Here is a 21,700-nt window from a genome sequence, read left to right as displayed (position 1 = left end):
CTTCGCCTGCGTGGGCGCGTCCGCCGCGGCCTGCCGGGCCCGCCGGGCGGCGCGCATCGCCTCGGTGGTGTCGTCCGCCATGTCCCTCCCCGTCCCTCCCGTCCTCGTGCCCCCCGCGGGGCGTCAGGGCCTGGTGCCGGCCTGCCGTCGTGCCGCGTACGCCGCCTTCTGCGCGCGGGTGATGTCCGCGTCGGTGCCGCGGACGGCGTGGTCCCGTGGGTCGCTGCGCAGCGCCGGCGTCCCGCACACCGGGCACTCGGGGCGGCTGCCCGTGCGCAGCCAGACGCTCTGGAAGGCGTGCTGGCCGGGCACCTGGCCGAGGACCATGGGGAAGAACCAGTGGTCGGGCTCCATCGCGAACTGGACCATGGACAGCCGCTCGCGCAGCGGCATCGTCAGGAAGCCGCCGATCCGCTCGGGCTCCGCCGGGCCGTGCAGCAGGGCCAGCGAGACCTTCGCCGCCGCCGCGGCGACGTGCTGGATGTCCGGCAGCAGGCCCGGCACCGCGTACGTCCGCCCCGTTCCGTAGTCCGTGCGCGGCTGGTGCCCGAGTTCGCCGAGCACCTCGCGCACCCCGCCCGTGGCGCACGACCAGCAGGGCGACCCGGGAGTGGTGAAGACGATCTCGCCGCCGGCCGCCCCCTCGTACAGGCCGACGAAGACGGCGGGCCGGCCGACGAAGTAGGAGAGGTGGTTCAGGCGCTGCTGGGCCTGGTTGTCGTCGGTGGCGGCGATGACGAGGTCCGCGCCGGAGATCAGCTGGAGCCAGGTGTGGCTGTCCAGAGCGGCCACCTCCCGTCCCTGCACCCGGACAGCCAGCTTCCGGTTGATGCCGCGCAGCCGCCGCGCGGTCATCCGGGCCTTGTTGCCGCCGATGTCCTCGATGCCGAACAGCGCCCGGCCCAGGTTGGCCGGCTCCACCCGGTCCGGATCGACCAGGGTGAGCCGGCCGACGCCCGAGCGGACCAGGACGTCCGCCAGGTAGCTGCCGACCGAGCCGACGCCGACCAGCAGGATGTGCGCGTCGGCGAGGGTGGGCGAGAGCAGGCCGTGGGTCCGGGCGAACAGGCCCTCGCGCACGGCGCGGGACCGGCCGATGCCGATCCGCAGCGCGAGCCGGCGCGTCGCGCCGGGCCGGCGGGCCGCGGGCCGGACCTGCTGGGCGCCGTCCTGGGCCAGGTCCTGCGTCAGGTGCGGGGACGCGGACTCGTGCGACCAGTGGCCTGCCGCCGGTGCGCTGTCGTGGGTGTCGGGGGGCTTCGGCGGCTCGTACGGCTCCATGGACGGCCGCGCCGCCGGCGCCGGCGCCTGCTCCTGGGACCCGCTCTGCGCCCCGGAGCCCGCCTGGGCGCGGGACCGCGTCGGCGTCCGGGACCGCGCCTGCGTCCCGGCGCCTCCCCGGGGTGCCGCTTCCCGCAACGCGTGGGCCAGCCGGTCCAGTTCGGGGACGCGGTGGTCCCACACCAGCTCCCGCACCGACAGCTCCCCGTCGTAGCCGCTCGCCTCCAGCAGCAGCGGCGCGGCGAACGGGAAGTCCGGCGTGACGAACAGGTGCTGGCGCGGGCCCCCCGGCACGCCCTCCCACGGCAGTGCCGCACTGACCCCGGCCACCCCGCCGATCACGCTGGTACGCGCCAGCTCCGCCGACCACGGCAACCCCGCCTGCCGCAAGGCGGCGGCCAGCGGCACCACCACCGGCCGCACCGGGTCCAGCCGGACGCCCTGCGCCGACCAGGCCGCGCTGAAGAACGACACCCGCGCCGCGTCCGTCAGCAGCTCGTGCTGCTTGAGCGGACCGCGCAGGTCGTGCGTGACGATCGGTGCGATGTAGCGGCCGAGTTCGGGCACGGAGTCCAGGGCGCGCCCGTACTCGTGGTGGTCCTGCCGCGAGGGGTGCGGCATGCCCGCCGGGTGCGAGTGCACGATCCCCTTGAAGCGCTCGGGACCGGCCTCCTCCCGCCGGGCGATCTCGTCCAGCAGCCACGCGGTGTTGCTGTACTCCACGTGCGTCACGTGGGCGTGGGCGTCGTGGATGAACGCGGTCAGGACGTCCCGGCCGCGCAGCCCTAGGAGGGCGCCGCCCTGCTCGGGCCGGCTGCGGCCGATGTCCGTGCCCACCTGGTCGATCACGTAGTCGAAGACGTGTACGGGCAGCACCGCGGGCGCTCCTACTGGTTGCGGTTGAACGGGAAGGGGTGGCCCATGCGGACGAAGTCCACGCCCAGCGCCCAGGCCGCCGAGCGCGCGTAGGCCTCCTCCAGCGTCGGCTGGCCCGAGCCGGGGCGGTCGGAGAGGCAGATCTTGCCGCTGTAATAGAGGTGGAAGCCGTGCTGGTCGTGGTCGGGCAGCGACTCCAGCTCCGGTTCCAGCAGCCGCACCTTGTAGTCGGTGCCGTCGAAGTGCGCGCACATCACGTACGTGTTGCGGAACTCGGTGACGATCTCGTACACCCAGCCCTCGGCGCCCGGCGTGTCCTCGTAGTACGTGCCCACCGGCATCTTGGTCTCCGCCACCCGGAACTCCTCGGCCAGCCGGGCCGAGTGGCCGCCGGGCGCGCGGCGGGCCGCGAAGGTGCTGTGCGGCACCTTCGACAGCGGGGCGTCGGTCTCCCCGCCCGAGCCCAGCCGGACCCGGCCGCTGCGGTCGACGTACACCTGGTCCTGCCCGCCCTGCGGACCCTCGTCGCGTTTGGCCTGGCTGGCGAAGAAGCTCTCGCGGATCGCGTTCAGGTCGTACATGTCGGCCATGGTCCTCATCCCTCGCTCGCGGCCTGGTTGATCAGCTCGTACAGCCGTACGGTCTCCGGTGCGGCCGGGCCGTAGGCCTCGCAGTGGTCGGTGTACAGCGCCCGGTACTCGGCGCCCGCGGCCCGGTCCTCGCCGGCGGCGGCCAGCCAGTGGGCCAGGTCGAAGCGGACCTCGCAGAGCCGCGGGTCGGCGGGCGCCAGCGTGCCCGCGAGCGCCGCGCGCAGCTCGGCCAGGTGTTTGGCGGCGGCCGCCGGATGGCCGCTCTCGCCCAGGTAGCGGGCGAGGTTGAGGGCGGAGGTCCGCGCCAGCGGCTCGACCGGGCCCAGCACCTGGCGGATCCGGGCCGCCACCGGGGCCAGCCGGTCGGCGGCCGCCGCCGGGTTCTTGGCGGTGTGCAGGGCGCGGGCCAGGTGGAGGGCGACCAGCCAGGCCCCGGCATGGTCGGCGGGCAGCACGTCCCGGGCCAGATCGGCCACCTCGGCCAGGCGCCGGACCCGCTCGTCGGGGGTGAGGTCCGCGGTGAGGACGGCGGTGCAGCGGGACTCGACCAGGCCCTCCGGGTCGGCCGGCCGGGGCCGCCGGGGGGCTCGGCCACCACCCAGCTCCCGCAGGACCTCGGCGATGCCGCGGGCGTCGGCCGGGCGGTCGCCGGGCCGCTTGGCCAGCAGCCGGACGACGAGCTCGTCCACGTCGGCGGGGACCGCCGGGCGTAACGCGCGAGGCGACGGGACCGGGGCGTGGCAGTGCAGCCGGGCCAGGTCGCCGTAGTCCGGGCCGAGGTAGGGCTGCTGGCCGGTCAGCATCTCGAACAGCACGCAGCCGACGGCGTACAGGTCGGTGGCCGGTCCGTCCGGCTCCAGCAGGAACCGCTCGGGCGCCATGTACTCGGGCGTGCCGATCAGCTGGCCCGGACCGGTCACCCCGGCGGCCCGGCCGACGTCGCCGACCACCGTGTACGAGCGGGCGATGCCGAAGTCGAGCAGGACCAGCCGTTCCTGGGCGCCGACGCGGCGGATCATCACGTTGCCCGGCTTCACGTCCCGGTGCACGAGGTTCTGCTCGTGCACCGGGACGAGTGCCTCGCACAGCTCGGCGGCCCGGCGCAGCGCGTGGTCCACCGCCAGGGCCGTGCCCCGGGGCAGCGCCTCGCGCAGCGTGCGCCCGTCGACGAACTGCGTGATCAGGTACAGGTGCCACTGGCCGTCGATCTCGGCCTCGTCCACGTCATGGACGCGGACGACCCGCGGGTCGTCGATTCCGGCCAGGATCCTGGCCTCGCGCAGGAACCGCCGGGCCGCGTGGGTGCCCCGGTCCGCCACCCGTAGGAACTTCGCCACGACCGTACGGTCCAACCGCAGGTCCTGGGCCTTCCACACCTCCGCCATGCCGCCGTGGAACCGCTCCGTCAGTGCGTACCGGCCGAGCACCAAGCGCCGTGTTGGCGCCGGGTCCGCCCCCCGAAAACCCGACATGGCTCAAGAGTGGCACCTGAGGGCGCGTCCGTTCACCGGAACGGCATAAACGGAATGGCAAAAAACCGTCCGGCGCCGCCGGGCGCACGCCGGACCTCACCACAGCACGCGGAGCCGCTCGGGCACGCGTTTGATGTTGTGGGTGCGCCGGACCAGTTGTTCGGCCGGCAGGGCCAACCGCAGTCCCGGCAGCCGTTCCAGCAGGGCGCCCAGTCGGCGTCACGCCCCGGCGCGAGGGCGGGGCGCGGGCGGCCGGTCGCCGCGGGGCCGTGCGCCGGCCGCCGCCGCGGCGGCCGGTCAGCCGGCGCCGACGGCCGACGGTGCCTCAGCCGGCGCTGACGGCCGACAGATGCGCGGTGCCGTCCCGCAGGGCGGTGACGCGGACCTGGCCCGCGGGGAACGGGTCCCGCCCGTTCGGGCCGGGGACCTGGGCGAACGGGGTCCAGGAGCCGTCCGCCCGCCTGATGCCGTGCCAGATCCGCCCGTCGCGGCCGACCGCCGCGATCTGGGCGGAGCCGTCGGGCATCCCCGCGATGCCGATCGCACTGGCGGCCATGGTCGCCGTGGTGACCCCGCGCGGCTGGCGGAAGCCGGTCCACGAGCCGTCCGGACGGCGCAGCTGGTGGTGGACCATGCCGTCGAGCCCGATCGCGAGGACCTGCGACGAGCCGTCCGGCATGCCCGTGATCGCCAGCGCGGGACCCGAGAACGTCGCGGCACCGTGCGCCCCGCCCACGCGCTGCCAGCCGCTCCACGCCCCGTCCCGCCCGCGCACGCAGTGGTACATGGCCCCGTCCGTGCCGTAGCCGACCAGTTGGGCGGACCCGTCGGGCAGCGCGGCGATCGCCACCTTCGTCGCGCCCCACCGGCCCGCCCCGGTGGAGCCGGGCACCGGCCGGAAACCGGCCAGGCCACCGTCGGCGCGGCGCTGCTGGTGGTACGTCGTCCCGTCCAGGGCGGTCACCACGATCTGGCAGGTGCCGTCGGGGAACGCCGCGACGTCCGCCTCGCGGACGGTGAAGGCCTCCTTGCCGTCCGGTCCCGGCACCCGCTGCCAGGGCCGGAGCACGGCCGTGCCGCGGACGTCGGTCAGCCACAGGCTGTTGTCCGGCGCGATGCCGAGGACGGTGACCGAGCCGTCCGCCAGGCCCGCCAGCGCCGTCTGCACCCCCGCGAACGAGGCCGCGCCGGCGGCCCCGGGCAGCGGCCGCATGCCGCCCCACGACCCGTCGGGCCGGCGCTCGGTGTGGAAGAGGGTGCGCTGCTCGACGTCGTACGGCGGCAGCTGCGCGGAGGAGAACCAGATCGGGTTGGTGAGGGCCACCAGTTGGTCGAGGGTGGTGGAGGCGGGCCTCGGCCGGCGGACCTCGGCGCGCGCGAACATCGACGCCCTGCCCCAGCCGCGCCAGCGCAGTCGGCCCAGGCCGCTGCCGTCGATGCGGGTGGCGGCCATGATGCCCCACTCGGTGTACAACGTGGCGACGGTGTCGGGGGCGCCCCGGACGTCCAGCGTGACGTCCACGGCGTCGAAGAAGCCCAGCGGCAGCTCCTGTCCCGGCCCGGCGGCCGCGCCGCCGCCGCGGGCGGTGAGGTCCACGGTGACGGCGGAGGACTCGACGGCGTACGAGCGGCCCCGGCGCAGGGCGTCCAGGACGGCCGGGGTGGACAGGCTGTCGGCGTACACCACGTTGTGGGGCCGGCCGACGGCGTCGGACGGGCTGTGGGCGTCGCTGTTGCCCACGGCTGCGACGCGCTTGCCGAGGCACAGCATGGCGTGCCAGACGGCGATGCCGGCCGCGTCGTCCAGGGTCCACGGACCGTTCCAGACCTCCAGGGCGTCGACGCGGTCCAGGCCGAACTCCCAGAAGGAGCCCGCCGCGGGGGTCATCGGGTGGGCCGCGATCACCAGACCGCCCAGGCTGCGCACCCGCCGGGCGTGGCCGTCGAAGGCGCCGCCGTCCCGGGGGCCGTAGTGCCAGTCCACCCACTCGCCCTGCGGGAGTCCGACGGCCAGCCAGTGGCCGTGCCGGGTGGTGACCTCCTCGGCGTTGACGACGAGCAGGTCGCCCGGGACGTTGCCGCGCCAGGACACGCCCGTCGAGCTGGTGTTGTGGTCGGAGGTGGCCAGGAAGTCCAGGCCCTCCCGGCGGGCGGCCACGACGATCTCGTCCACGGTGCGCCCGCCGTCGGAGTGCACGCTGTGCAGGTGCAGGTCTCCCCGGTACCAGCCGGGCCCGCGGCCGGGCACCGCGGTCGGCAGGAGGTCGTACGGGGCCGGGGGCAGCGGGTCCCCGTGGTGCAGCGTGACGGTGACGGTCCAGGCCATCCCGCCGGCAGCGCTGACCATCGGCCCGAGCGCGACGGCCCAGGCACCCGGCTCGATGGGCCCCGGCACGTAGCCCGGCGTGGCGTCCGCGCCGGAGAGGGTGAACTCCGACCGGGCACTGCCGGACCAGCCGCGGAAGCCGGACGGGCCGAAGATGCCGGTGTCCAGGATGCCGGCGGCCCGGTCGAAGGAGGACGTCACCGTGATCCGCCGGACGCCCGGGGGGACGTCGAACGGGACGGACGCCCACTGGTCGATGCCGTAGGGCGAGCGGCCCTCGTAGGTGGTGGTCACCGTGCCGGTCCCGCCGGCCGCGGCGGGGTCCGTGCGCCCGCCGGCGGTGCCGGCGCGGGCGAGCGGGGCGGGCACGAGGGCGGCCGCCCCGCCCGCGGCCAGCAGGGCACCTGAGCGGAGCAGGGAGCGGCGGTCGACGCCGCCCGGGACGTGGTCGGTTGCCACAGCCGGTCTCCGTTCGCGTGGGAAGGGTTGGGTGTGGGAGGTGGGGCGTCGGGGAGCGGGCGAGCGGAGGACCGGGGGAGCGGCGGAACGGGCGAGCGTCGGAGCGGAGGACCGGGCGAGCCGGGGAACGGGGGAGAGGCGAGCGCTAGCGCCGCGAGCGCTGGGCCTCGACGAGCCGGCGCACGGTGGCGTCGGTGTCGGCCCGGGCCTGGACGCGCTCGGCGAAGCCGGGGAACTGCCCGGCGACGGCGCTGAGCAGGCGCAGCTCCAGCGGAGCCACGTTCACCTCGCACCGGTCGCGTCGGACGGCCCGTACGACGCCGTCGGCGACCTGGCCGGGGGTGACGGTCCGCATGCCCTTCGGCGGCGTCGCGCCGGTGGCCGCGAACATCCCGGCGTCGCGGACGAAGCCCGGCTGCACCAGGGACACGCCCACGCCGGAGCCGCCGAGCTCCTGGCGCAGCGCGAGGGCGAAGCCGCGCAGCCCGAACTTGGTCGCGTTGTACAGGGAGGTCGACCTCGTCGCCGCCTTGCCCGAGAGGGAGCCCACGAGCACGATGTGGCCCCGGCCGCGCGCCACCATGTGCGCCGCGAGCAGCCGGCACAGCAGCAGCGGGGCGCGCAGGTTGACGTCGAGCGCGCGGTCGATCTGCTCCTCGGTGTAGTCCAGGAGGTCACCGCTGGCCGGCAGGGCGGCGTTCGCGACCAGCACGTCCGTCGCGGCGCACGTCTCGGCGAGGCGGACGACGTCCGGGCGGACGGCCAGGTCCGCCACCACCGTACGCGCGCCCCAGGCCTCGGCGGTGGCCTTGAGGGCCTCCTCGCGCCGCCCGGTCACCGTCAGCCGGGCCCCCTCCGCGGCCAGCCGCCCGGCCAGGGCCGAACCGATGCCTCCGGTGGCCCCGGTGAGCAGAACCTGCGATCCCGATATCTCCACGACGCCTCCTGTGCGCGCGCCCATGACCGCGATACGTCCGGCCCTGTTGTTCGTTCGAACGAACAGTAGGGAGCGCGTCGTCCCCTGTCCACACCCCGGATGCCGCCTCCCCGGACCTGTCCGAGAACCACCGCCGGGCCGTCGGGCAGAATGCGGTCATGCCCCCTGCGTCCGACACCCGCCAGCGCATCATCGACGCCGTACTGCGGATCATCGGGCAGGACGGGATCGCCGCCGTCACCAACCGGCGGATCGCCAAGGAGGCCGCGGTCTCCCTCGGTTCGGTCACCTACCACTTCGCCACGCAGCACGAGCTGCTGCGCGAGAGCCTGCTGCACTTCGTGGCCGAGGAGACCCGGCATTTCACGGCGCTGGCCGACGCCTGCACCGACGAACGCTTCGACATCGGGCAGGCGGCCGAGGTCGTCGCCCAGGTGGCGGGCGGCAACGCGTTCGACAGCCGGCACATCGCACCCTTCGAGCTGTACGTCCAGGCCGGCCGGGACGAGCGGCTGCGGGCGGCGGCGGCCGAGTGCTTCGCCGCCTACGACCTCCTGGCGGCGCGCATCCTGACCCACCTGGGCGTCGCCGACCCCGAACGGCTGGCCGCGGCCGCCGTCGCCCTCGTCTTCGGCCAGCAACTGCGCCGCCTGGCCACGGGCGCCCCCGCCGAGGACCTCGTCGACGCCCTGCTGGTCCTCACGCGGCTCGCGCCGACGGCCGGGCCCGCATAGGGGCCCGGTCGCCGGTCCCGCGCGGGCGCAGCCGCTCCGTGCCGCCGGGCGGGGGAGCCGGGCGCCTCAGCCGGTGGTGGCGGCCGTCCCGTCGGAGGCCAGGTCCCGCAGCCGCTCCAGGCGTTCGCGCGTCTCCTCGTCCAGCGGGACGTACGCCACCAGCCGGGCGCCCTGCGCGGGCCCCAGCCAGAGGTTGGTGTGCTCCACGTGCAGCAGGCCGACGTACGGGTTGCGGATGTACTTCGACTTGGCGCCCTGCCCGATCACCTCGTGCCGCGCCCACACCTCCCGGAACTCCTCCGAGGCGCCCTCCAGCCTGGCCAGCAGCGTCTTCCACGCCGGCTCCGCCAGGTGCTCGGCCATCGCCGCCCGGAACTTCGCCGCCATGGTCCGGTGGGTCCCCGGCAGGTCCACCACCGCGGCCCGCCACTGCGGGTCGGTGAAGGCCAGCCACATGCAGTTGCGGTCCTCCGCCGGGGTGGCGTCCAGATCGCCGAACAGCCGCCCGTAGGCGGCGTTGTACGCGAGGATGTCGTAGCGGCTGTTCTGGACGCACGCCGGGACCGGCCCCAGCTGGTCGATCATCGCGCGCAGGGACGGCGTCACGGTCGGGCAGGTCGACGGCGGCGCCGGATCCAGGCTCCCGGCCAGGGCGAACAGGTGCGCCCGCTCGCTCGCGTCGAGCAGCAGCGCCCGCGCGACCGCGTCCAGCACCTGCACCGACACCTGGATGTCACGCGCCTGCTCCAGCCACGTGTACCAGGTCACGCCCACCGACGACAGCTGCGCGACCTCCTCGCGGCGCAGTCCCGGGGTCCGCCGGCGCGGCCCGCGGACGAGACCCACCTGCTCGGGGGTGATCCGCTCACGGCGGCTGCGCAGGAATTCCGCCAACTCGTGCCGGCGGGCGTCGCTGCGAGGGCTCCCCGGGCTCGCGGGGGCGGACGTGGTCATGGCTCCAGCCTGCCGGACGGCTCATCCTGTTGCCAGGTGGTCCTGGTACCCGGATGACGACACTCTGGTACCAGGCTGACGTCCGCGGGACCGTCGAACCGTGACCGAAACGACTCCGACCTCCGTCCACCCCTCGACCTCCGTCCACCCCTCGACCTCCGTCCACCCCTCGACCTCCGTCCGCCCTTCGGCCTCCGTCCGCCCCTCGCCCCCCGGACCACCGGGCCCGACGGCACCCAACCGGGCGCACCTCACCGGCCTCGGCCTGTTCACCGTGCTGCTGGGCGCCGCCCTGCCGCTGATCGACTTCTTCGTCGTCAACGTCGCGCTGCCGGCGATCGAGCACGACCTGGCCGCGGGCCCCGCCCTGCTGGAGCTCGTCGTCGGCGGGTACGGCGTGGCCTACGCCGTGCTGCTGGTCCTCGGCGGGCGCGTCGGCGACACCCTCGGCCGCCGCCGCCTGTTCCTGATCGGCATGGCCGCCTTCGGCGTCACCTCGCTCGCCTGCGGACTCGCCCCGGACGCCTGGACGCTGGTCGCGGCCCGCGTCGCCCAGGGCGCCGCCTCCGCGCTGATGCTGCCGCAGGTGCTGGCCACCGTCCAGGCCACCACCGAGGGCCCGCGCCGGGCCAGGGCCATGAGCCTGTACGGGGCCACCGCCGGCCTGTCCATGGTCGCCGGGCAGATCCTCGGCGGGGTGCTGGTCGCCGCGGACCTGGCCGGGACCGGCTGGCGCGCGGTGTTCCTGGTCAACGTCCCCGTGGTGGTGCTGGGCCTGGTGCTCGCCGTGCGCAGCGTTCCCGACACCCGGTCCAGCAGGCCCGCCGCCGTGGACGTGCCCGGCACCCTGCTGCTCGCGCTGTCGCTGGTCTCGCTGCTGCTGCCGCTGACCGAGGGCCGGGCCGCCGGGTGGCCGTCGTGGACCTGGATCTCGCTCGCCGTGTTCCCCGTCGCCGCCGTGGCCTTCTGCGTCGTCGAGCGCCGGGCCGACCGCGCCGGACGCGTCCCGCTGGTACCGCCGAGCCTGCTGCGGCTGGAGTCCCTGCGGCGCGGCCTGGCGCTGCTGCTGCCGTTCTCGGTCGGGTTCAGCGGCTTCATGTTCGTCCTCGCGGTCACCCTCCAGCAGGGGCTGCGGCTCGGCCCGGTCGCGGCGGGGCTGGCGCTGGTGCCGATGGCCCTCGCCTTCTTCGGCGCCTCGCTGGCCGGGCCGCGCCTGGTCGCCCGCTTCGGCAGCCGGGTCGTCACCGCCGGAGGCCTCCTCCAGGCGGCCGGCATCGGCCTGCTGCTGCTCACCCTCCGGTACGGCTGGCCCGACGTCGGCCTGGCCGCGCTCGCCCCGGGCGTGGCAGTGGCGGGACTCGGGCAGGGACTGCAACTGCCCGTGCTGATGCGGCTGATGCTCTCCGACGTGCCCGCCGACCGGGCCGGGGTGGGCAGCGGCGTCATGATCACCGCCCAGCAGTCCTCCCTGGCCCTCGGCGTGGCCACCCTCGGCAGCCTCTTCCTCGCCCTGGTCCCGACGGCCGGCACGCGCGGCGCGGTGAGCGCCACCCTCCTCGTGCAGCTCGGCCTGATCGCGCTGACCACACTGCTCAGCCTGCGGCTGCCGCGGATGCGGTGACGGGGCCGCCGCAGGCGGCGGTCGCCCGGTCCGCCGCCCGGGTGCATGATGAACGCATGGCCGACCGTGACGACTTCGTGTCCTGGGTCAGGACCGACCTCTACGAGGCGGAGCTGGCGCTGCACAACGGCGACGCGGCGCCCCGCCGGGCGCTGTGGTCGCGCGAGGAGCCGGTGAGCGTGCTCGGCGCCTGGCAGAGCGCCCAGGGGCAGCAGGAGCTGGACACGCTCTTCGCCGCCCTCGCCCGGACCTTCTCGCACTGCACGTCGTACGCGTTCGAGCTCCAGGCGTACGACGTCCGCGGCGACATGGCCTACACGGTCGGCCTCGAACACACCTCCGCGTCCGTCGACGGGGAGCCGCGCAGCTACACCCTGCGCGCCACGCAGGTCTACCGCCGCGAGGGCGGTGCCTGGCGGGTCGCGCACCGGCACGCCGACACGCTGACGCCGTGAGCGCGGGCCGGGCCCCGGCGACGGCGGGTCAGGCGGCGGGATGCCATTCGGCGAGGAGGATGGTGGCGTCGTCGCCGAGCCGCTGGTCCTGGTGCGTGAGCAGGTCCCGGATCAGCCGGCGCAGGGCCTCGGGCGCGGTGTCGCCGGAGGCCATGGACCGGATGACGGTGTCCGTCAGCCGCTCCTCCCCGAAGAACTCGCCCGCGGCCGAGCGCGCCTCGGTCACGCCGTCGCTGTAGACCAGGACCCGGTCACCGGGCTGGAGACGGGCCCGGTGCGGCGCGGGCGGCGCCCCGGTGTGGACGCCGAGGCCGAGCGGGAGCACGGCGGGCCGTTCCAGGGCCGCGGGCAGGACGTGGCCGTCGCGGATGAGCAGCGGCGCCGGGTGGCCGCAGTTGACCCAGGTGAACTCCCCCCGCACGGTGTCGAGGGTGGCGAGGACGCCCGTCATGAGGCGGTCGGGGATCCACCGTTCGAGGGTGCGGTCGATGGTGGCGACGATGTCCGGCAGGCCGCCGCCCGAGCGGCGGGTGGAGCGGCAGGCGGCCAGGCCCGCCGCGCTGGCCCCTCCGGAGGCCAGGTCGTGGCCCATGGCGTCCAGCAGGGTCAGGTGCAGCAGGCCGTCGCTGAAGCTGTGGTCGAAGGCGTCGCCCCCGATGTCGTAGGCCGGCTCCAGGACGGCGGTGGAGGTCACCTGGCGGGTGCCGATCGTGCGCGGGGGCAGGAAGGCCCACAGCAGTTCGGCCTGGAGGGTCATCGGCCGGCTGCGCCCCCTGGCGACCAGCAGGTCGTGGTGGGTCGCCTTGGAGACCACGATCAAGGTGGCCAGGCTCGCCAGGGTCCGGCACACCTCCAGCGCCGCCGCGTCCGGCCCGGGGCCGGTGACCTCCATGACGCCGACGCGTTCCACGCCGTCGATCATGGGGATCCAGGCGGCGGAGCCGTCACGGGCCAGCTGGAGGCGCTGGCTGCGGTAGGCGAGGCCCGCGAGCGAGCCCTCGACGTCGACGCTGTCCGGCTCGGCGGGGCGCTCGGCGGGTTGCTCGAAGACCTGCTCCCCGAAGGCCTGCTCGACGTGGCCCCCCGTGAGCTGGGGAAGCGCCACGAGGCGCTGCTGCTGGAGGTCGGCGAGGAAGAGGCGGGTCCCGGACACGCCGAGCCGCCGCGCGGCCTCGTCGACCAGCGTGGGGACCTCACGTGCCGACGCTTCGTGCGAGCGGTCCAGCACCCACGCCAGAACCGCTCCCAGGTCGCGCACCGCCGTCTCGTCCGCGCTCACCGCACACCTCGATTCCGTCCGGTGCCCGGTGCCGGGCACCGGACACCCCATCCTCACCAGCGGACCCGCCCGCCCCCCTCCGACACACGGCGGGGCCCTCGTATTCGGGGGAGCGGATTCCGTGCCTGTCGGTGGCGGTTGATAGCGTGCACGCGTCAAAGAATCGTTTTTTCGCCACGGGGGACTCTCGTATGACCTTCCCGCCCCAGCAGGGCCCCGGCCCGTACGGCCAGCCCGCTCCGCACGGCCACCAGCCGCCGCAGGGCTACCCGCAGCAGCCGGGACAGCCCTACCCGCCGCAGCAGCCGTACCCGCAGCAGCAGATGCCGATGCAGCCGCAGCCGCCGCAGCAGCAGTGGGGCGCTCCGCCGGCGCCGCCCGCTCCGCCGGCGCGCAGCGGCATGGGCGTGAAGAAGATCCTGCGGATCGTCGGTGCCGTGGTCGTCGTCATCGTCATCGCCGTGGGCTGGTGGACCAGCCGGGACGACGCCGACCACGCCAAGGCCGGCGACTGCCTCAAGAACAACGGGACCATCGCCAGCCCCGACCTCCAGGTCGTCAAGTGCGAGGGGGCCGACGCCAAGTACAAGGTGGTCGAGGTGATCTCCGACACCGCCGACTCGAGCAAGTGCGAAGGCAAGTCGGACATGGGCTACTACGAGCAGACGCGCGGTTCCCGGCGCAGCTCCGGCAAGCAGTTCGTGCTCTGCATCGACGAGCTCAAGAAGTAGGCGACGCGCTCGACGAGGAGCGGCCCCCACCGGCCCCGCCCGAACCGGCCCTGCCGGACGGGCGGGGCCGGTTCGGGCCCTCAGCCCAGGCGGTGCGCCAGTCGCGGATAGTCCACCACGAGCGCGTCGGCGTCGAACGTGATGTCGCTGACGAAGTCCTCGGAGGAGTACCGGACGACCGCACCGCCCGCCTCCGTCCGGCCCAGGTGCCGGTACCGCTGCCGGGACGGCCGTACCGTCAGGTCCGGCACCGACACCCAGGCCATCAGGAACTCCCGCTCGCCGGGCCCCTCGTGGAGCCGGTGCCGCAGCACGGGCATGGTGTTGGTGAGCGGGCACAGCCCCAGGTCGCAGTCGAGCGCCCCGCCGAGCCCCGGCAGCGGCTCCCCGCCCGCGGTCCATCCGGCGCCGTCGTGGCGCAGGTCCAGCTCCCGCGTGCCGTCGGCGTCCTCGACCCTCACGTGCAGCCGCCGGGTGACGAACTCCGCCGCGGTCTCCAGCTCGTACGACACCCAGTACGGCCCCGGCGCGGACCCCACGGCCCGCCCCCGCGCCCGCAGGCCCGTGTCCCGTCCTCCGAGCTCCACCCAGGCCGTCTCGAACCCGCCACCGGCGGTCACTTCCCAGCTCACCACGCGCTCATCGGTCATCGGACCACGCTACCCGCGGCCCGCCTCCTTTACCGTCACGTACCGGCCACGCGCAAGGCTTGTGACCCGGAAATCCCGCGTCCATGGACTAAACTGACGGGCTGTTCCTCGCCGGAACGGAACAAACCGGGTTGACCCGGTCTCCCCCGGCGGGCCGGACCCGTCCGGGACCGAGACGCGAGGGGCGATGGCAGCCACACCTGAGCGCGGGGAGCCGACCCTGCTCGACGACGGCGCCCCACGGGGCGGAGGCACCGAAGAAGCACCCGGCCCGACGCCCCGCGCGACATCCGGCCGGGCGTCCGGCGCGGCGGCCGGTCCACCGCCCGAGGGGCCCGAACCCGGCAAGGCAGCCCGGTTCTCCGCCGGCCCGGCGGCCCCGCCGCGCACCCTCCTCGACATCTTCGACGCCTCCGTCCGGGCGTACCCGGACGAGCTCGCCCTCGACGACGGCACCGGGCACCTGACGTACCGTGCCCTGGCCGCCGAGGTCGACCGCCGTCGGCGGGCCCTGGCCGCCGCGGGGGTGCGCCCTGGCGACCGGGTGGGGGTGCGGGTGCCGTCCGGGACCAACGAGCTGTACGCCTCGATCCTGGCCGTCCTCGCCGCCGGCGCCGCCTACGTGCCGGTCGACGCGGAGGACCCCGACGAGCGGGCCGAACTGGTCTTCGGCGAGGCCCGGGTGCGGGCGGTGGTGGGCGCGGGCCGCCGCATCGACGTCCTCGCCGCCGGTGCCGACGCCCCCGCGGGCGCGGACGACCCCGGCGGGGCGGACAGCCCCGGCCGCACCGGCACCCCTGCCGGGCCCGGCACCCGCCCCCGGCCCGAGCACGACGCCTGGATCATCTTCACCTCCGGTTCCACCGGCACCCCCAAGGGCGTGGCCGTCACCCACCGCAGCGCCGCCGCCTTCGTGGACGCCGAGGCCGCGCTGTTCCTCGCCGAGGACCCGATCGGCCCCGGCGACCGGGTCATGGCCGGCCTGTCGGTCGGCTTCGACGCCTCCTGCGAGGAGATGTGGCTGGCCTGGCGGCACGGCGCCTGCCTGGTGCCCGTGCCCCGCTCCCAGGTGCGCGGCGGCGCCGACCTCGGCCCGTGGCTGGTGGAGCAGGAGATCACGGTGGTCTCCACCGTGCCGACCCTGGCCGCGCTGTGGGAGCCCGAGGCCCTCGACGAGGTCCGGCTGCTGATCTTCGGCGGCGAGGCCTGCCCGCCCGAGCTGGCCGCCCGCCTGGTCACCGAGGGCCGCGAGGTCTGGAACACGTACGGCCCCACGGAGGCCACGGTCGTCGCCTGCGCCGCGCTGCTGACCGGCGAGGAGCCGATCCGCATCGGACTCCCGCTGAACGGCTGGGAGCTGGCCGTCGTCGACGCGTCCGGGGAACCGGTCCCCCTGGGCGGCAGCGGCGAACTGGTGATCGGCGGCGCGGGCCTGGCCCGCTACCTCGACCCGGTGAAGGACGCCGAGAAGTACGCCCCCCTGGCCTCCCTCGGCTGGGAGCGCGCCTACCGCAGCGGCGACCTGGTGCGCGCCGAGCCCGAGGGGCTGGTCTTCCTCGGCCGCGGCGACGAGCAGATCAAGCTCGGCGGGCGCCGCATCGAACTGGGCGAGGTGGACGCCGCGTTGCAGGCCCTGCCCGGCGCCGCCGCGGCCGCCGCCGCGGTCCGCACCGCCCGCGGCGGCAACCAGCTGCTCGTCGGCTACGTCGTCACCCAGGACGGCTGGGACCGCGCCGCGGCCGTGGCACGGCTGCGCGCCGAGCTGCCCGCCGCGCTCGTCCCCCTCCTCGCGGAGGTGGCCGCCCTGCCCACCCGGACCTCCGGCAAGGTCGACCGCGACGCGCTCCCGTGGCCGCTGCCCGACCTGGAGCCCACCGGACCCGCCGAACAGCTCCACGGCACCGAGGCCTGGCTCGCCGAGCAGTGGCGCGAGACCCTCGGCGTGGCCGTCACCGGCGCCGGTGACGACTTCTTCGCGCTCGGCGGCAACAGCCTCGCCGCCGCCCGGCTGACCACCCGGCTGCGCACCCGCTACCCCGGCGCGGCCGTGCTCGACCTCTACCAGCAGCCCACCGTGCGCAAGCTGGCCCGGCGGCTGGAGAAGTCCGTCCGGGGCGACGAGGCACCCAGGGCCGTCCCGCCGGTCCCGACCCGCGCCCAGGCCGTGCAGTGGCTCCTGCTGCTGCCGCTGTTCACCGTCGTCGGGCTGCGCTGGAGCGTCGCCCTGCTCGCGTCGGGCAACGTCCTGCACCACCTCGGGTCGTACCCGTGGGCGCCGACCGCCTCCTGGCCGCTGGTCGCCGCCGGAGCCCTGCTGTTCTTCAGCCCGCCGGGCCGTGTCGCCCTCGCCGCCGGCGGCGCCCGGCTCCTGCTGCGCGGCGTGCGGGCCGGACGCTACCCGCGCGGCGGCCACGTCCACCTGCGGCTGTGGACGGCCGAGCGGCTGGCCGAGAGCGTCGGCGCGACCTCGCTCACCGGCGCCTGGCTGGAGCGGTACGCCCGGGCGCTCGGGGCCAAGGTCGGCCGGGACGTCGACCTGCACGCGCTGCCACCGGTCACCGGCCTGCTCAAGCTCGGCCGCGGCTGCGCCGTGGAGGCCGAGGTCGACCTCAGCGGGTACTGGCTCGACGGGGACCGGCTGGAGATCGGCGCGGTCAAGGTCGGTGCGGGCGCCGTGGTCGGCACCCGCAGCATGCTCCTCCCCGGCGCCCGCGTCGGCAAGCGGGCCGAGGTGGCGCCCGGGTCGGCCGTGGCCGGGCAGATCCCCACCGGGCAGCGCTGGGCCGGGGCGCCCGCCGTCAAGACCGGCAGGGCCAAGCGGAACTGGCCCCGCGAACGCCCGCCGCGCGCCGCGCGCTGGCGCGCCGTGTACGGGGTGACCGGCCTCGGCCTGACCGCCCTGCCCGTGCTCGCCGCCGTGCCCGCGCTGCTGGTGGCCGGCCCGTTCGTGCCCGCCGGCGCCGGACCCGGCGCGGCCCTGCGCGGGGCGCTGTCGGCGGTGGTGCCCGCGGCGCTCGCGTTCGGGGTCGCGTACGCGCTGCTGGTGCTCGTGGCGGTCCGGCTGCTCAGCCTCGGCCTGCACCCCGGCAGCCGTCCCACCCACAGCCGCATCGGCTGGCAGGCCTGGACGGTCACGCAGCTGATGGACCGGGCCCGGGGCACGCTCTTCCCGCTGTACGCCGGCCTGGTCACGCCGGTGTGGCTGCGGCTGCTCGGCATGCGCGTCGGCCGGGGCGCGGAGGTGTCCACCGTGCTGGCGCTGCCGAGCCTGACCACCGTCGGCGAGGGCGCCTTCCTCGCCGACGACACCCTCACCGCACCCTACGAGCTCGGCGGCGGCTGGATGCGGATCGGCCGCTCCGAGATCGGCCGCCGCGCCTTCCTCGGCAACTCCGGCATGACCGCGCCCGGCCGCAGCGTGCCCGACGGCGGTCTGGTGGGGGTGCTGTCGGCCACCCCGAAGAAGGCCAAGAAGGGCCGTTCGTACCTGGGCCTGCCACCGGTCGAGCTGCCCCGCGCGGCCGCCGCCGCGGACGACAGCCGGACCTACGACCCGCCCGCGCGGCTGCTGTGGGCGCGCGGCCTGGTGGAGCTGTGCCGACTGGTGCCGGTGTTCTGCTCGGTGGCCCTGGGCGTGCTGAGCCTGGCGGCGTTCTGCGCGCTCATGACGGCGGGCGACGGCGGGCCCGGCGTCGTGACCGGCGCGCTGCTGTCGGGCGCGGTCCTGCTCGTCGCGGGCCTGGCCGCCTGCCTGGTCGCGGTCGCCGCGAAGTGGCTGCTGGTGGGCCGGCACCGGACCGGCGAACACCCGCTGTGGAGCGGCTTCGTGTGGCGCAACGAGCTGGCGGACACCTTCGTGGAGGTGCTGGCCGTGCCGTGGCTGGTCGGCGCGGTCCCCGGGACACCGCTGATGTCCCTGTGGCTGCGCGGGCTCGGCGCCCGGGTCGGGCGGGGAGTGTGGTGCGAGAGCTACTGGCTGCCCGAGACGGACCTGGTCGCGCTCGGCGACGGGGCCGCCGTGAACCGCGGCTGCGTCCTGCAGACCCACCTCTTCCACGACCGGATCTTGCGGACGGATACTGTGGTCCTCGGGGCGGGCGCCACCCTGGGACCGGGCGGAATCGTCCTGCCCGGCAGCACCGTGGGGGCGCGCACCACCCTGGGCCCCGCCTCCCTCGTGATGGCCGGGGAGTCCGTCCCGGCCGACACCCGCTGGCTGGGCAATCCGATCGAGGCGTGGCGGCCTTGACGGACCGCACGAGCACCGGGCACGGAGGGACGGCGGCCATGGGCGGCCAGAGCAGGACCGGCGGCCGGAGCAAGGCCGGTGGCGGGCACGGAACGGGTGCGGACCCGTACTTCCCGGACAACGGCGACCCCCGGTACCGCGTGACCCGGTACGAACTCGCCCTGGAGTACCGCCCCGCCCCCAACCGCCTGGCGGGAACCGCGCGGCTCAGCGCCGTCGCGGGCCGCGCCCCGCTCGCGGAGTTCTTCCTCGACCTCGCCCGGTTCCGCGTCGGCCGGGTCCTGGTCGACGGCCGCGCCCCGCACCACGTCCACCGCGGCGGCCGGTTGCGGATCCGCCCCGCCGAGCCGCTGCCCGCCGGAGCCGCGTTCACCGTGGAGGTCCACTGGTCGGGCAACCCCAAGCCGGTCCGCAGCCCCTGGGGCGGGTTGGGCTGGGAGGAGCTGACCGACGGCGCGCTGGTCGCCAGCCAACCCGTCGGCGCCCCGTCCTGGTACCCGTGCAACGACCGGCCCGCCGACAAGGCCTCGTACCGGATCTCGGTCACCACGCCCTCGGCGTACACGGTGGTGGCCGGCGGCCGGCTGCTCACCCGCACCACCAGGGCGAGCACGACGACCTGGGTGTACGAGCAGCCCGCCCCCACCTCCAGCTACCTGGTCGGCCTGGCCATCGGCGCGTACCGGACGGTCCTGCTCGGCGAACCGGGCCTGGGCGGCGTCCCGCAGAGCGCGCACGTCCCGACCGCGCTGCTGCCCCGGTTCTCCCGGGACTTCGCCCGGCAGCCGGCCATGATGCGGCTGTTCGAGGAGCTCTTCGGGCCGTACCCGTTCGGCGAGTACACGGTGGTGGTCGCGGACGAGGAACTCGACGTGCCGGTCGAGGCGCAGGGCATGTCCCTGTTCGGCGCCAACCACGTCGACGGCGCACGCGGTTCGGAGCGGCTGGTCGCCCACGAACTCGCGCACCAGTGGTTCGGCAACAGCCTGACCATCGCCGACTGGCGGCACATCTGGCTGAACGAGGGCTTCGCGAAGTACGCCGAATGGCTCTGGTCGGAGCGTTCGGGCGGCCGGACCGCGCACGAGCACGCCGCGGCGGCCCACCGCCTGCTGGCCGGGTTGCCGCAGGACCTGCGGCTGGCCGACCCGGGCCGCAAGCTGATGTTCGACGACCGCCTCTACGAGCGCGGCGGCCTGACCGTGCACGCGGTCCGCTGCGCCCTGGGCGACGAGGCGTTCTTCCCGATGCTGCGCGACTGGGCCACCGCCCACCGGCACGGCGTCGTCAGCACGGGCGGCTTCACCGCCCACGTGGCCCGCTACGCCACCGGCTCGGCGGACGAGCTGCTCGGTCCCTGGCTGGACGCCCCCGCCCTTCCCCCGCTCCCGGCCGCACCGACCCCGGCCTGATGCTCCCTTTGAGGGTTCTCGGCCCCCCACCTGCCCGGCAGGAGCGGTCTGCGGCACAAACCTTCACAGGGCGATGCAAGGGGAGAATGGAAGGGACGGAAATCCGCGAGACGACGAGTGAGGTTCCCCGTGAAGTTCGTGCTGGAAGTGGACATGGGAGAAACGGCGTTCGACGGCGAGGCCGCGGGTGAGCTGGGCCGCATCCTGCGCTACTGGGCCGGCAACCTGCGCCACTACGCCCTGGAGCCGGGGGACGCGGCGGCCGTGTACGACTCCGCCCACCGCGAGGTGGGCCAGTGGCGGATCGCCCCCGGAGCCACTGCCCCGTAACGGCTGGAACCCGCCGTTTCCCGGGCGGGTCGGTCATAGGCTCGTGCCATGACCGCGACCAGTGACACTCCTTACGAGTTCCGCACCGCCCGCCCCGAGGACGCCGAGGCCATCGAGGCCCTCGACGGCTCCTTCACCACCAGCACCGTCTTCGAAGTCACCGTCAGCGGCGACGGCTTCGCCTTCCGCGAGGTCCCGGTGGACCCGCCGCTGGTCAAGGTGTTCCCCGAGGACGACGGCGACGACGGCGAGGGGGCGGACGGGGAGGACGACGGCAGCCGGACCTTCGTGGCCGTCGGCACCGACGGCGGCCTCGCCGGCTTCGCCGCCGTCTCCTACTCCCCATGGAACCGCCGCCTGACCATCGAGGACATCGAGGTCGCCGCGGACCACCGGGGCCGGGGCGTGGGCCGGGCGCTGATGGGCCGTGCGGTGGACTTCGCCCGGGAGCGCGGCGCCGGCCACCTCTGGCTGGAGGTCACCAACGTCAACGCCCCGGCCATCCACGCCTACCGCCGCATGGGCTTCGCCTTCTGCGGCCTGGACACCGCCCTGTACCAGGGCACCGACTCCGAGGGCGAGCACGCGCTCTACATGAGCATGCCCTGCCCCTGAGCCGCCAGCAGGCGGCGGACGACCGGGCCGGAGCCGCCGCCCGGCGCGACCGTGACGGTCAGCAGCCAGGCGGCGGCCCCGGCCCGCGCCGCCGCCGGGTCGTACCACTCCACACGGGCGTCCAGCAGCCGGTCCCCGGCCTCCCGGCACGCGCCGTACCAGGTCCGGAACGGGTCGGTCCGCCACACCGTCAGCGGGACGGCCCGCTCACCGCCGGTGCGCAAGGACCCCGGCCCGACCGCCCGCAGGGCCGCCGCGGCGGCCTGCGCCAGCGTCCGCTCCACCGGTACGCCCAGGGCCTCGGCGAAGTGCAGCAGGTAGTCCATCCGTTCGGCCCCCGGCGGACTGCCGAGCACGGCGCGGCCCGAGTCGCACCACGCGCCCCACTTGATGTTGGAGACCAGGCCGGGGAGCCGGGCCATGTCCCGCGGGATCCAGAACAGGACCACGTCGGAGCGGCGCATGGCGTCCTCCTCCCAGGCGATCTGGTCGCCGTACGCCGGGTAGGTGCCGCCCGGCTCCGGCTCGGGGAGGAACACCACCAGCCGCCCCGGCCCGGACCAGCCGGCGCGCAGTGCGGCGACGGCGTCCGGGCGCCACGACCGCTCGGCCGGGTCGGCAGGGGTCGGGCCGCACAGGTACACGGCGGCCGTCCAGGACCGCGGCGGTCGCCGTCCGACGTGGACGACCTCCAGCTCCGCGTCGGTCTTCGGTTCCACGAGGGGCCGT

17 protein-coding genes are annotated in these 21,700 nt (G+C 75.5%); 8 read left to right on the top strand and 9 right to left on the bottom strand.

The window, feature by feature from the left end; genetic code table 11:
• Window positions 1–123: 123 nt before the first annotated feature.
• The 5 genes from LG632_RS05460 to LG632_RS05440 all read right to left on the bottom strand — a co-directional run bounded on the left by LG632_RS05460 (window position 124) and on the right by LG632_RS05440 (window position 7,941).
• Window positions 124–2,157, bottom strand: a complete 2,034-nt coding sequence (locus tag LG632_RS05460; protein ID WP_226725654.1) for a ThiF family adenylyltransferase — start codon at window positions 2,155–2,157, stop codon at window positions 124–126.
• Window positions 2,158–2,168: 11 nt separating this feature from the next.
• Complete coding sequence (locus LG632_RS05455; RefSeq protein ID WP_226725653.1) at window positions 2,169–2,747, bottom strand: hypothetical protein; 579 nt, start codon at window positions 2,745–2,747, stop codon at window positions 2,169–2,171.
• A gap of 5 nt (window positions 2,748–2,752) precedes the next feature.
• Window positions 2,753–4,219: a serine/threonine-protein kinase gene (locus LG632_RS05450; RefSeq protein ID WP_226725652.1), complete on the bottom strand. Its 1,467-nt coding sequence runs from the start codon at window positions 4,217–4,219 to the stop codon at window positions 2,753–2,755.
• A 325-nt stretch (window positions 4,220–4,544) separates the two neighbouring features.
• Window positions 4,545–7,004, bottom strand: a complete 2,460-nt coding sequence (locus LG632_RS05445) for a CehA/McbA family metallohydrolase (protein ID WP_226725651.1) — start codon at window positions 7,002–7,004, stop codon at window positions 4,545–4,547.
• A 145-nt stretch (window positions 7,005–7,149) separates the two neighbouring features.
• On the bottom strand, window positions 7,150–7,941 hold the full coding sequence (locus tag LG632_RS05440; protein WP_226725650.1) for an SDR family NAD(P)-dependent oxidoreductase: 792 nt from the start codon (window positions 7,939–7,941) through the stop codon (window positions 7,150–7,152).
• A gap of 158 nt (window positions 7,942–8,099) precedes the next feature.
• On the opposite strand from LG632_RS05440, the gene LG632_RS05435 reads away from it, so the two are divergent.
• Window positions 8,100–8,675, top strand: a complete 576-nt coding sequence (locus LG632_RS05435) for a TetR/AcrR family transcriptional regulator (RefSeq protein ID WP_226725649.1) — start codon at window positions 8,100–8,102, stop codon at window positions 8,673–8,675.
• A 66-nt stretch (window positions 8,676–8,741) separates the two neighbouring features.
• Here LG632_RS05435 and LG632_RS05430 read toward each other — a convergent pair whose 3' ends face one another.
• The gene (locus tag LG632_RS05430) at window positions 8,742–9,629 is read right to left on the bottom strand and encodes a helix-turn-helix transcriptional regulator (RefSeq protein ID WP_226725648.1); all 888 of its coding nucleotides are present in this window, start codon (window positions 9,627–9,629) and stop codon (window positions 8,742–8,744) included.
• A 274-nt stretch (window positions 9,630–9,903) separates the two neighbouring features.
• On the opposite strand from LG632_RS05430, the gene LG632_RS05425 reads away from it, so the two are divergent.
• Both LG632_RS05425 and LG632_RS05420 read left to right on the top strand, forming a co-directional pair.
• The gene (locus LG632_RS05425) at window positions 9,904–11,250 is read left to right on the top strand and encodes an MFS transporter (RefSeq protein ID WP_226725658.1); all 1,347 of its coding nucleotides are present in this window, start codon (window positions 9,904–9,906) and stop codon (window positions 11,248–11,250) included.
• Between the two features lie 56 nt (window positions 11,251–11,306).
• Entirely contained in the window at window positions 11,307–11,705 is a 399-nt protein-coding gene (locus tag LG632_RS05420) for a nuclear transport factor 2 family protein (RefSeq protein ID WP_226725647.1), read from the top strand.
• Between the two features lie 28 nt (window positions 11,706–11,733).
• Here LG632_RS05420 and LG632_RS05415 read toward each other — a convergent pair whose 3' ends face one another.
• Window positions 11,734–12,984 carry a PP2C family protein-serine/threonine phosphatase gene (locus LG632_RS05415; protein WP_226725646.1) on the bottom strand — a complete coding sequence of 417 codons (1,251 nt, stop codon included), beginning with the start codon at window positions 12,982–12,984 and terminating at the stop codon, window positions 11,734–11,736.
• Window positions 12,985–13,175: 191 nt separating this feature from the next.
• On the opposite strand from LG632_RS05415, the gene LG632_RS05410 reads away from it, so the two are divergent.
• Window positions 13,176–13,715, top strand: a complete 540-nt coding sequence (locus tag LG632_RS05410; protein WP_226725659.1) for an LppU/SCO3897 family protein — start codon at window positions 13,176–13,178, stop codon at window positions 13,713–13,715.
• Between the two features lie 80 nt (window positions 13,716–13,795).
• Here the strand turns inward: LG632_RS05410 and LG632_RS05405 are convergent, their stop codons facing one another.
• The gene (locus LG632_RS05405) at window positions 13,796–14,365 is read right to left on the bottom strand and encodes a putative glycolipid-binding domain-containing protein (RefSeq protein WP_226725645.1); all 570 of its coding nucleotides are present in this window, start codon (window positions 14,363–14,365) and stop codon (window positions 13,796–13,798) included.
• A 187-nt stretch (window positions 14,366–14,552) separates the two neighbouring features.
• Between LG632_RS05405 and LG632_RS05400 the strand changes: the two genes are divergently transcribed.
• The 4 genes from LG632_RS05400 to LG632_RS05385 all read left to right on the top strand — a co-directional run bounded on the left by LG632_RS05400 (window position 14,553) and on the right by LG632_RS05385 (window position 20,971).
• Window positions 14,553–18,614, top strand: a complete 4,062-nt coding sequence (locus LG632_RS05400; RefSeq protein WP_226725644.1) for a Pls/PosA family non-ribosomal peptide synthetase — start codon at window positions 14,553–14,555, stop codon at window positions 18,612–18,614.
• 38 nt (window positions 18,615–18,652) lie between these two features.
• The gene (locus LG632_RS05395; protein WP_226725657.1) at window positions 18,653–20,026 is read left to right on the top strand and encodes a M1 family metallopeptidase; all 1,374 of its coding nucleotides are present in this window, start codon (window positions 18,653–18,655) and stop codon (window positions 20,024–20,026) included.
• A 129-nt stretch (window positions 20,027–20,155) separates the two neighbouring features.
• Window positions 20,156–20,356, top strand: coding sequence for a hypothetical protein (locus LG632_RS05390; protein ID WP_226725643.1), 201 nt, complete (start codon window positions 20,156–20,158; stop codon window positions 20,354–20,356).
• A gap of 48 nt (window positions 20,357–20,404) precedes the next feature.
• Window positions 20,405–20,971, top strand: coding sequence for a GNAT family N-acetyltransferase (locus tag LG632_RS05385; RefSeq protein WP_226725642.1), 567 nt, complete (start codon window positions 20,405–20,407; stop codon window positions 20,969–20,971).
• Here the strand turns inward: LG632_RS05385 and LG632_RS05380 are convergent.
• Window positions 20,947–21,690 (bottom strand): nucleoside 2-deoxyribosyltransferase domain-containing protein, encoded by a 744-nt coding sequence (locus tag LG632_RS05380; RefSeq protein WP_226725641.1) that lies wholly within the window; start codon window positions 21,688–21,690, stop codon window positions 20,947–20,949. The genes LG632_RS05385 and LG632_RS05380 overlap by 25 nt on opposite strands.
• Window positions 21,691–21,700: the final 10 nt, after the last annotated feature.

The sequence above is a fragment of the Streptomyces antimicrobicus genome (assembly GCF_020532625.1).
GTDB classification, from domain to species: Bacteria; Actinomycetota; Actinomycetes; order Streptomycetales; family Streptomycetaceae; genus Streptomyces; species Streptomyces antimicrobicus.
Note: the sequence above shows the minus strand (reverse complement) of the source record. Positions and strands in the feature narration are given on the sequence as shown.

Excerpts from the sequence above, each read along its gene's own strand:
- LG632_RS05395 (WP_226725657.1), top strand. The coding sequence starts at position 18,653 with ATGGGCGGCCAGAGCAGGACCGGCGGCCGGAGCAAGGCCGGTGGCGGG.
- LG632_RS05450 (WP_226725652.1), bottom strand. The coding sequence starts at position 4,219 with ATGTCGGGTTTTCGGGGGGCGGACCCGGCGCCAACACGGCGCTTGGTG.
- LG632_RS05455 (WP_226725653.1), bottom strand. The coding sequence starts at position 2,747 with ATGGCCGACATGTACGACCTGAACGCGATCCGCGAGAGCTTCTTCGCC.
- LG632_RS05405 (WP_226725645.1), bottom strand. The coding sequence starts at position 14,365 with ATGACCGATGAGCGCGTGGTGAGCTGGGAAGTGACCGCCGGTGGCGGG.
- LG632_RS05435 (WP_226725649.1), top strand. The coding sequence starts at position 8,100 with ATGCCCCCTGCGTCCGACACCCGCCAGCGCATCATCGACGCCGTACTG.
- LG632_RS05420 (WP_226725647.1), top strand. The coding sequence starts at position 11,307 with ATGGCCGACCGTGACGACTTCGTGTCCTGGGTCAGGACCGACCTCTAC.
- LG632_RS05430 (WP_226725648.1), bottom strand. The coding sequence starts at position 9,629 with ATGACCACGTCCGCCCCCGCGAGCCCGGGGAGCCCTCGCAGCGACGCC.
- LG632_RS05385 (WP_226725642.1), top strand. The coding sequence starts at position 20,405 with ATGACCGCGACCAGTGACACTCCTTACGAGTTCCGCACCGCCCGCCCC.
- LG632_RS05400 (WP_226725644.1), top strand. The coding sequence starts at position 14,553 with ATGGCAGCCACACCTGAGCGCGGGGAGCCGACCCTGCTCGACGACGGC.
- LG632_RS05410 (WP_226725659.1), top strand. The coding sequence starts at position 13,176 with ATGACCTTCCCGCCCCAGCAGGGCCCCGGCCCGTACGGCCAGCCCGCT.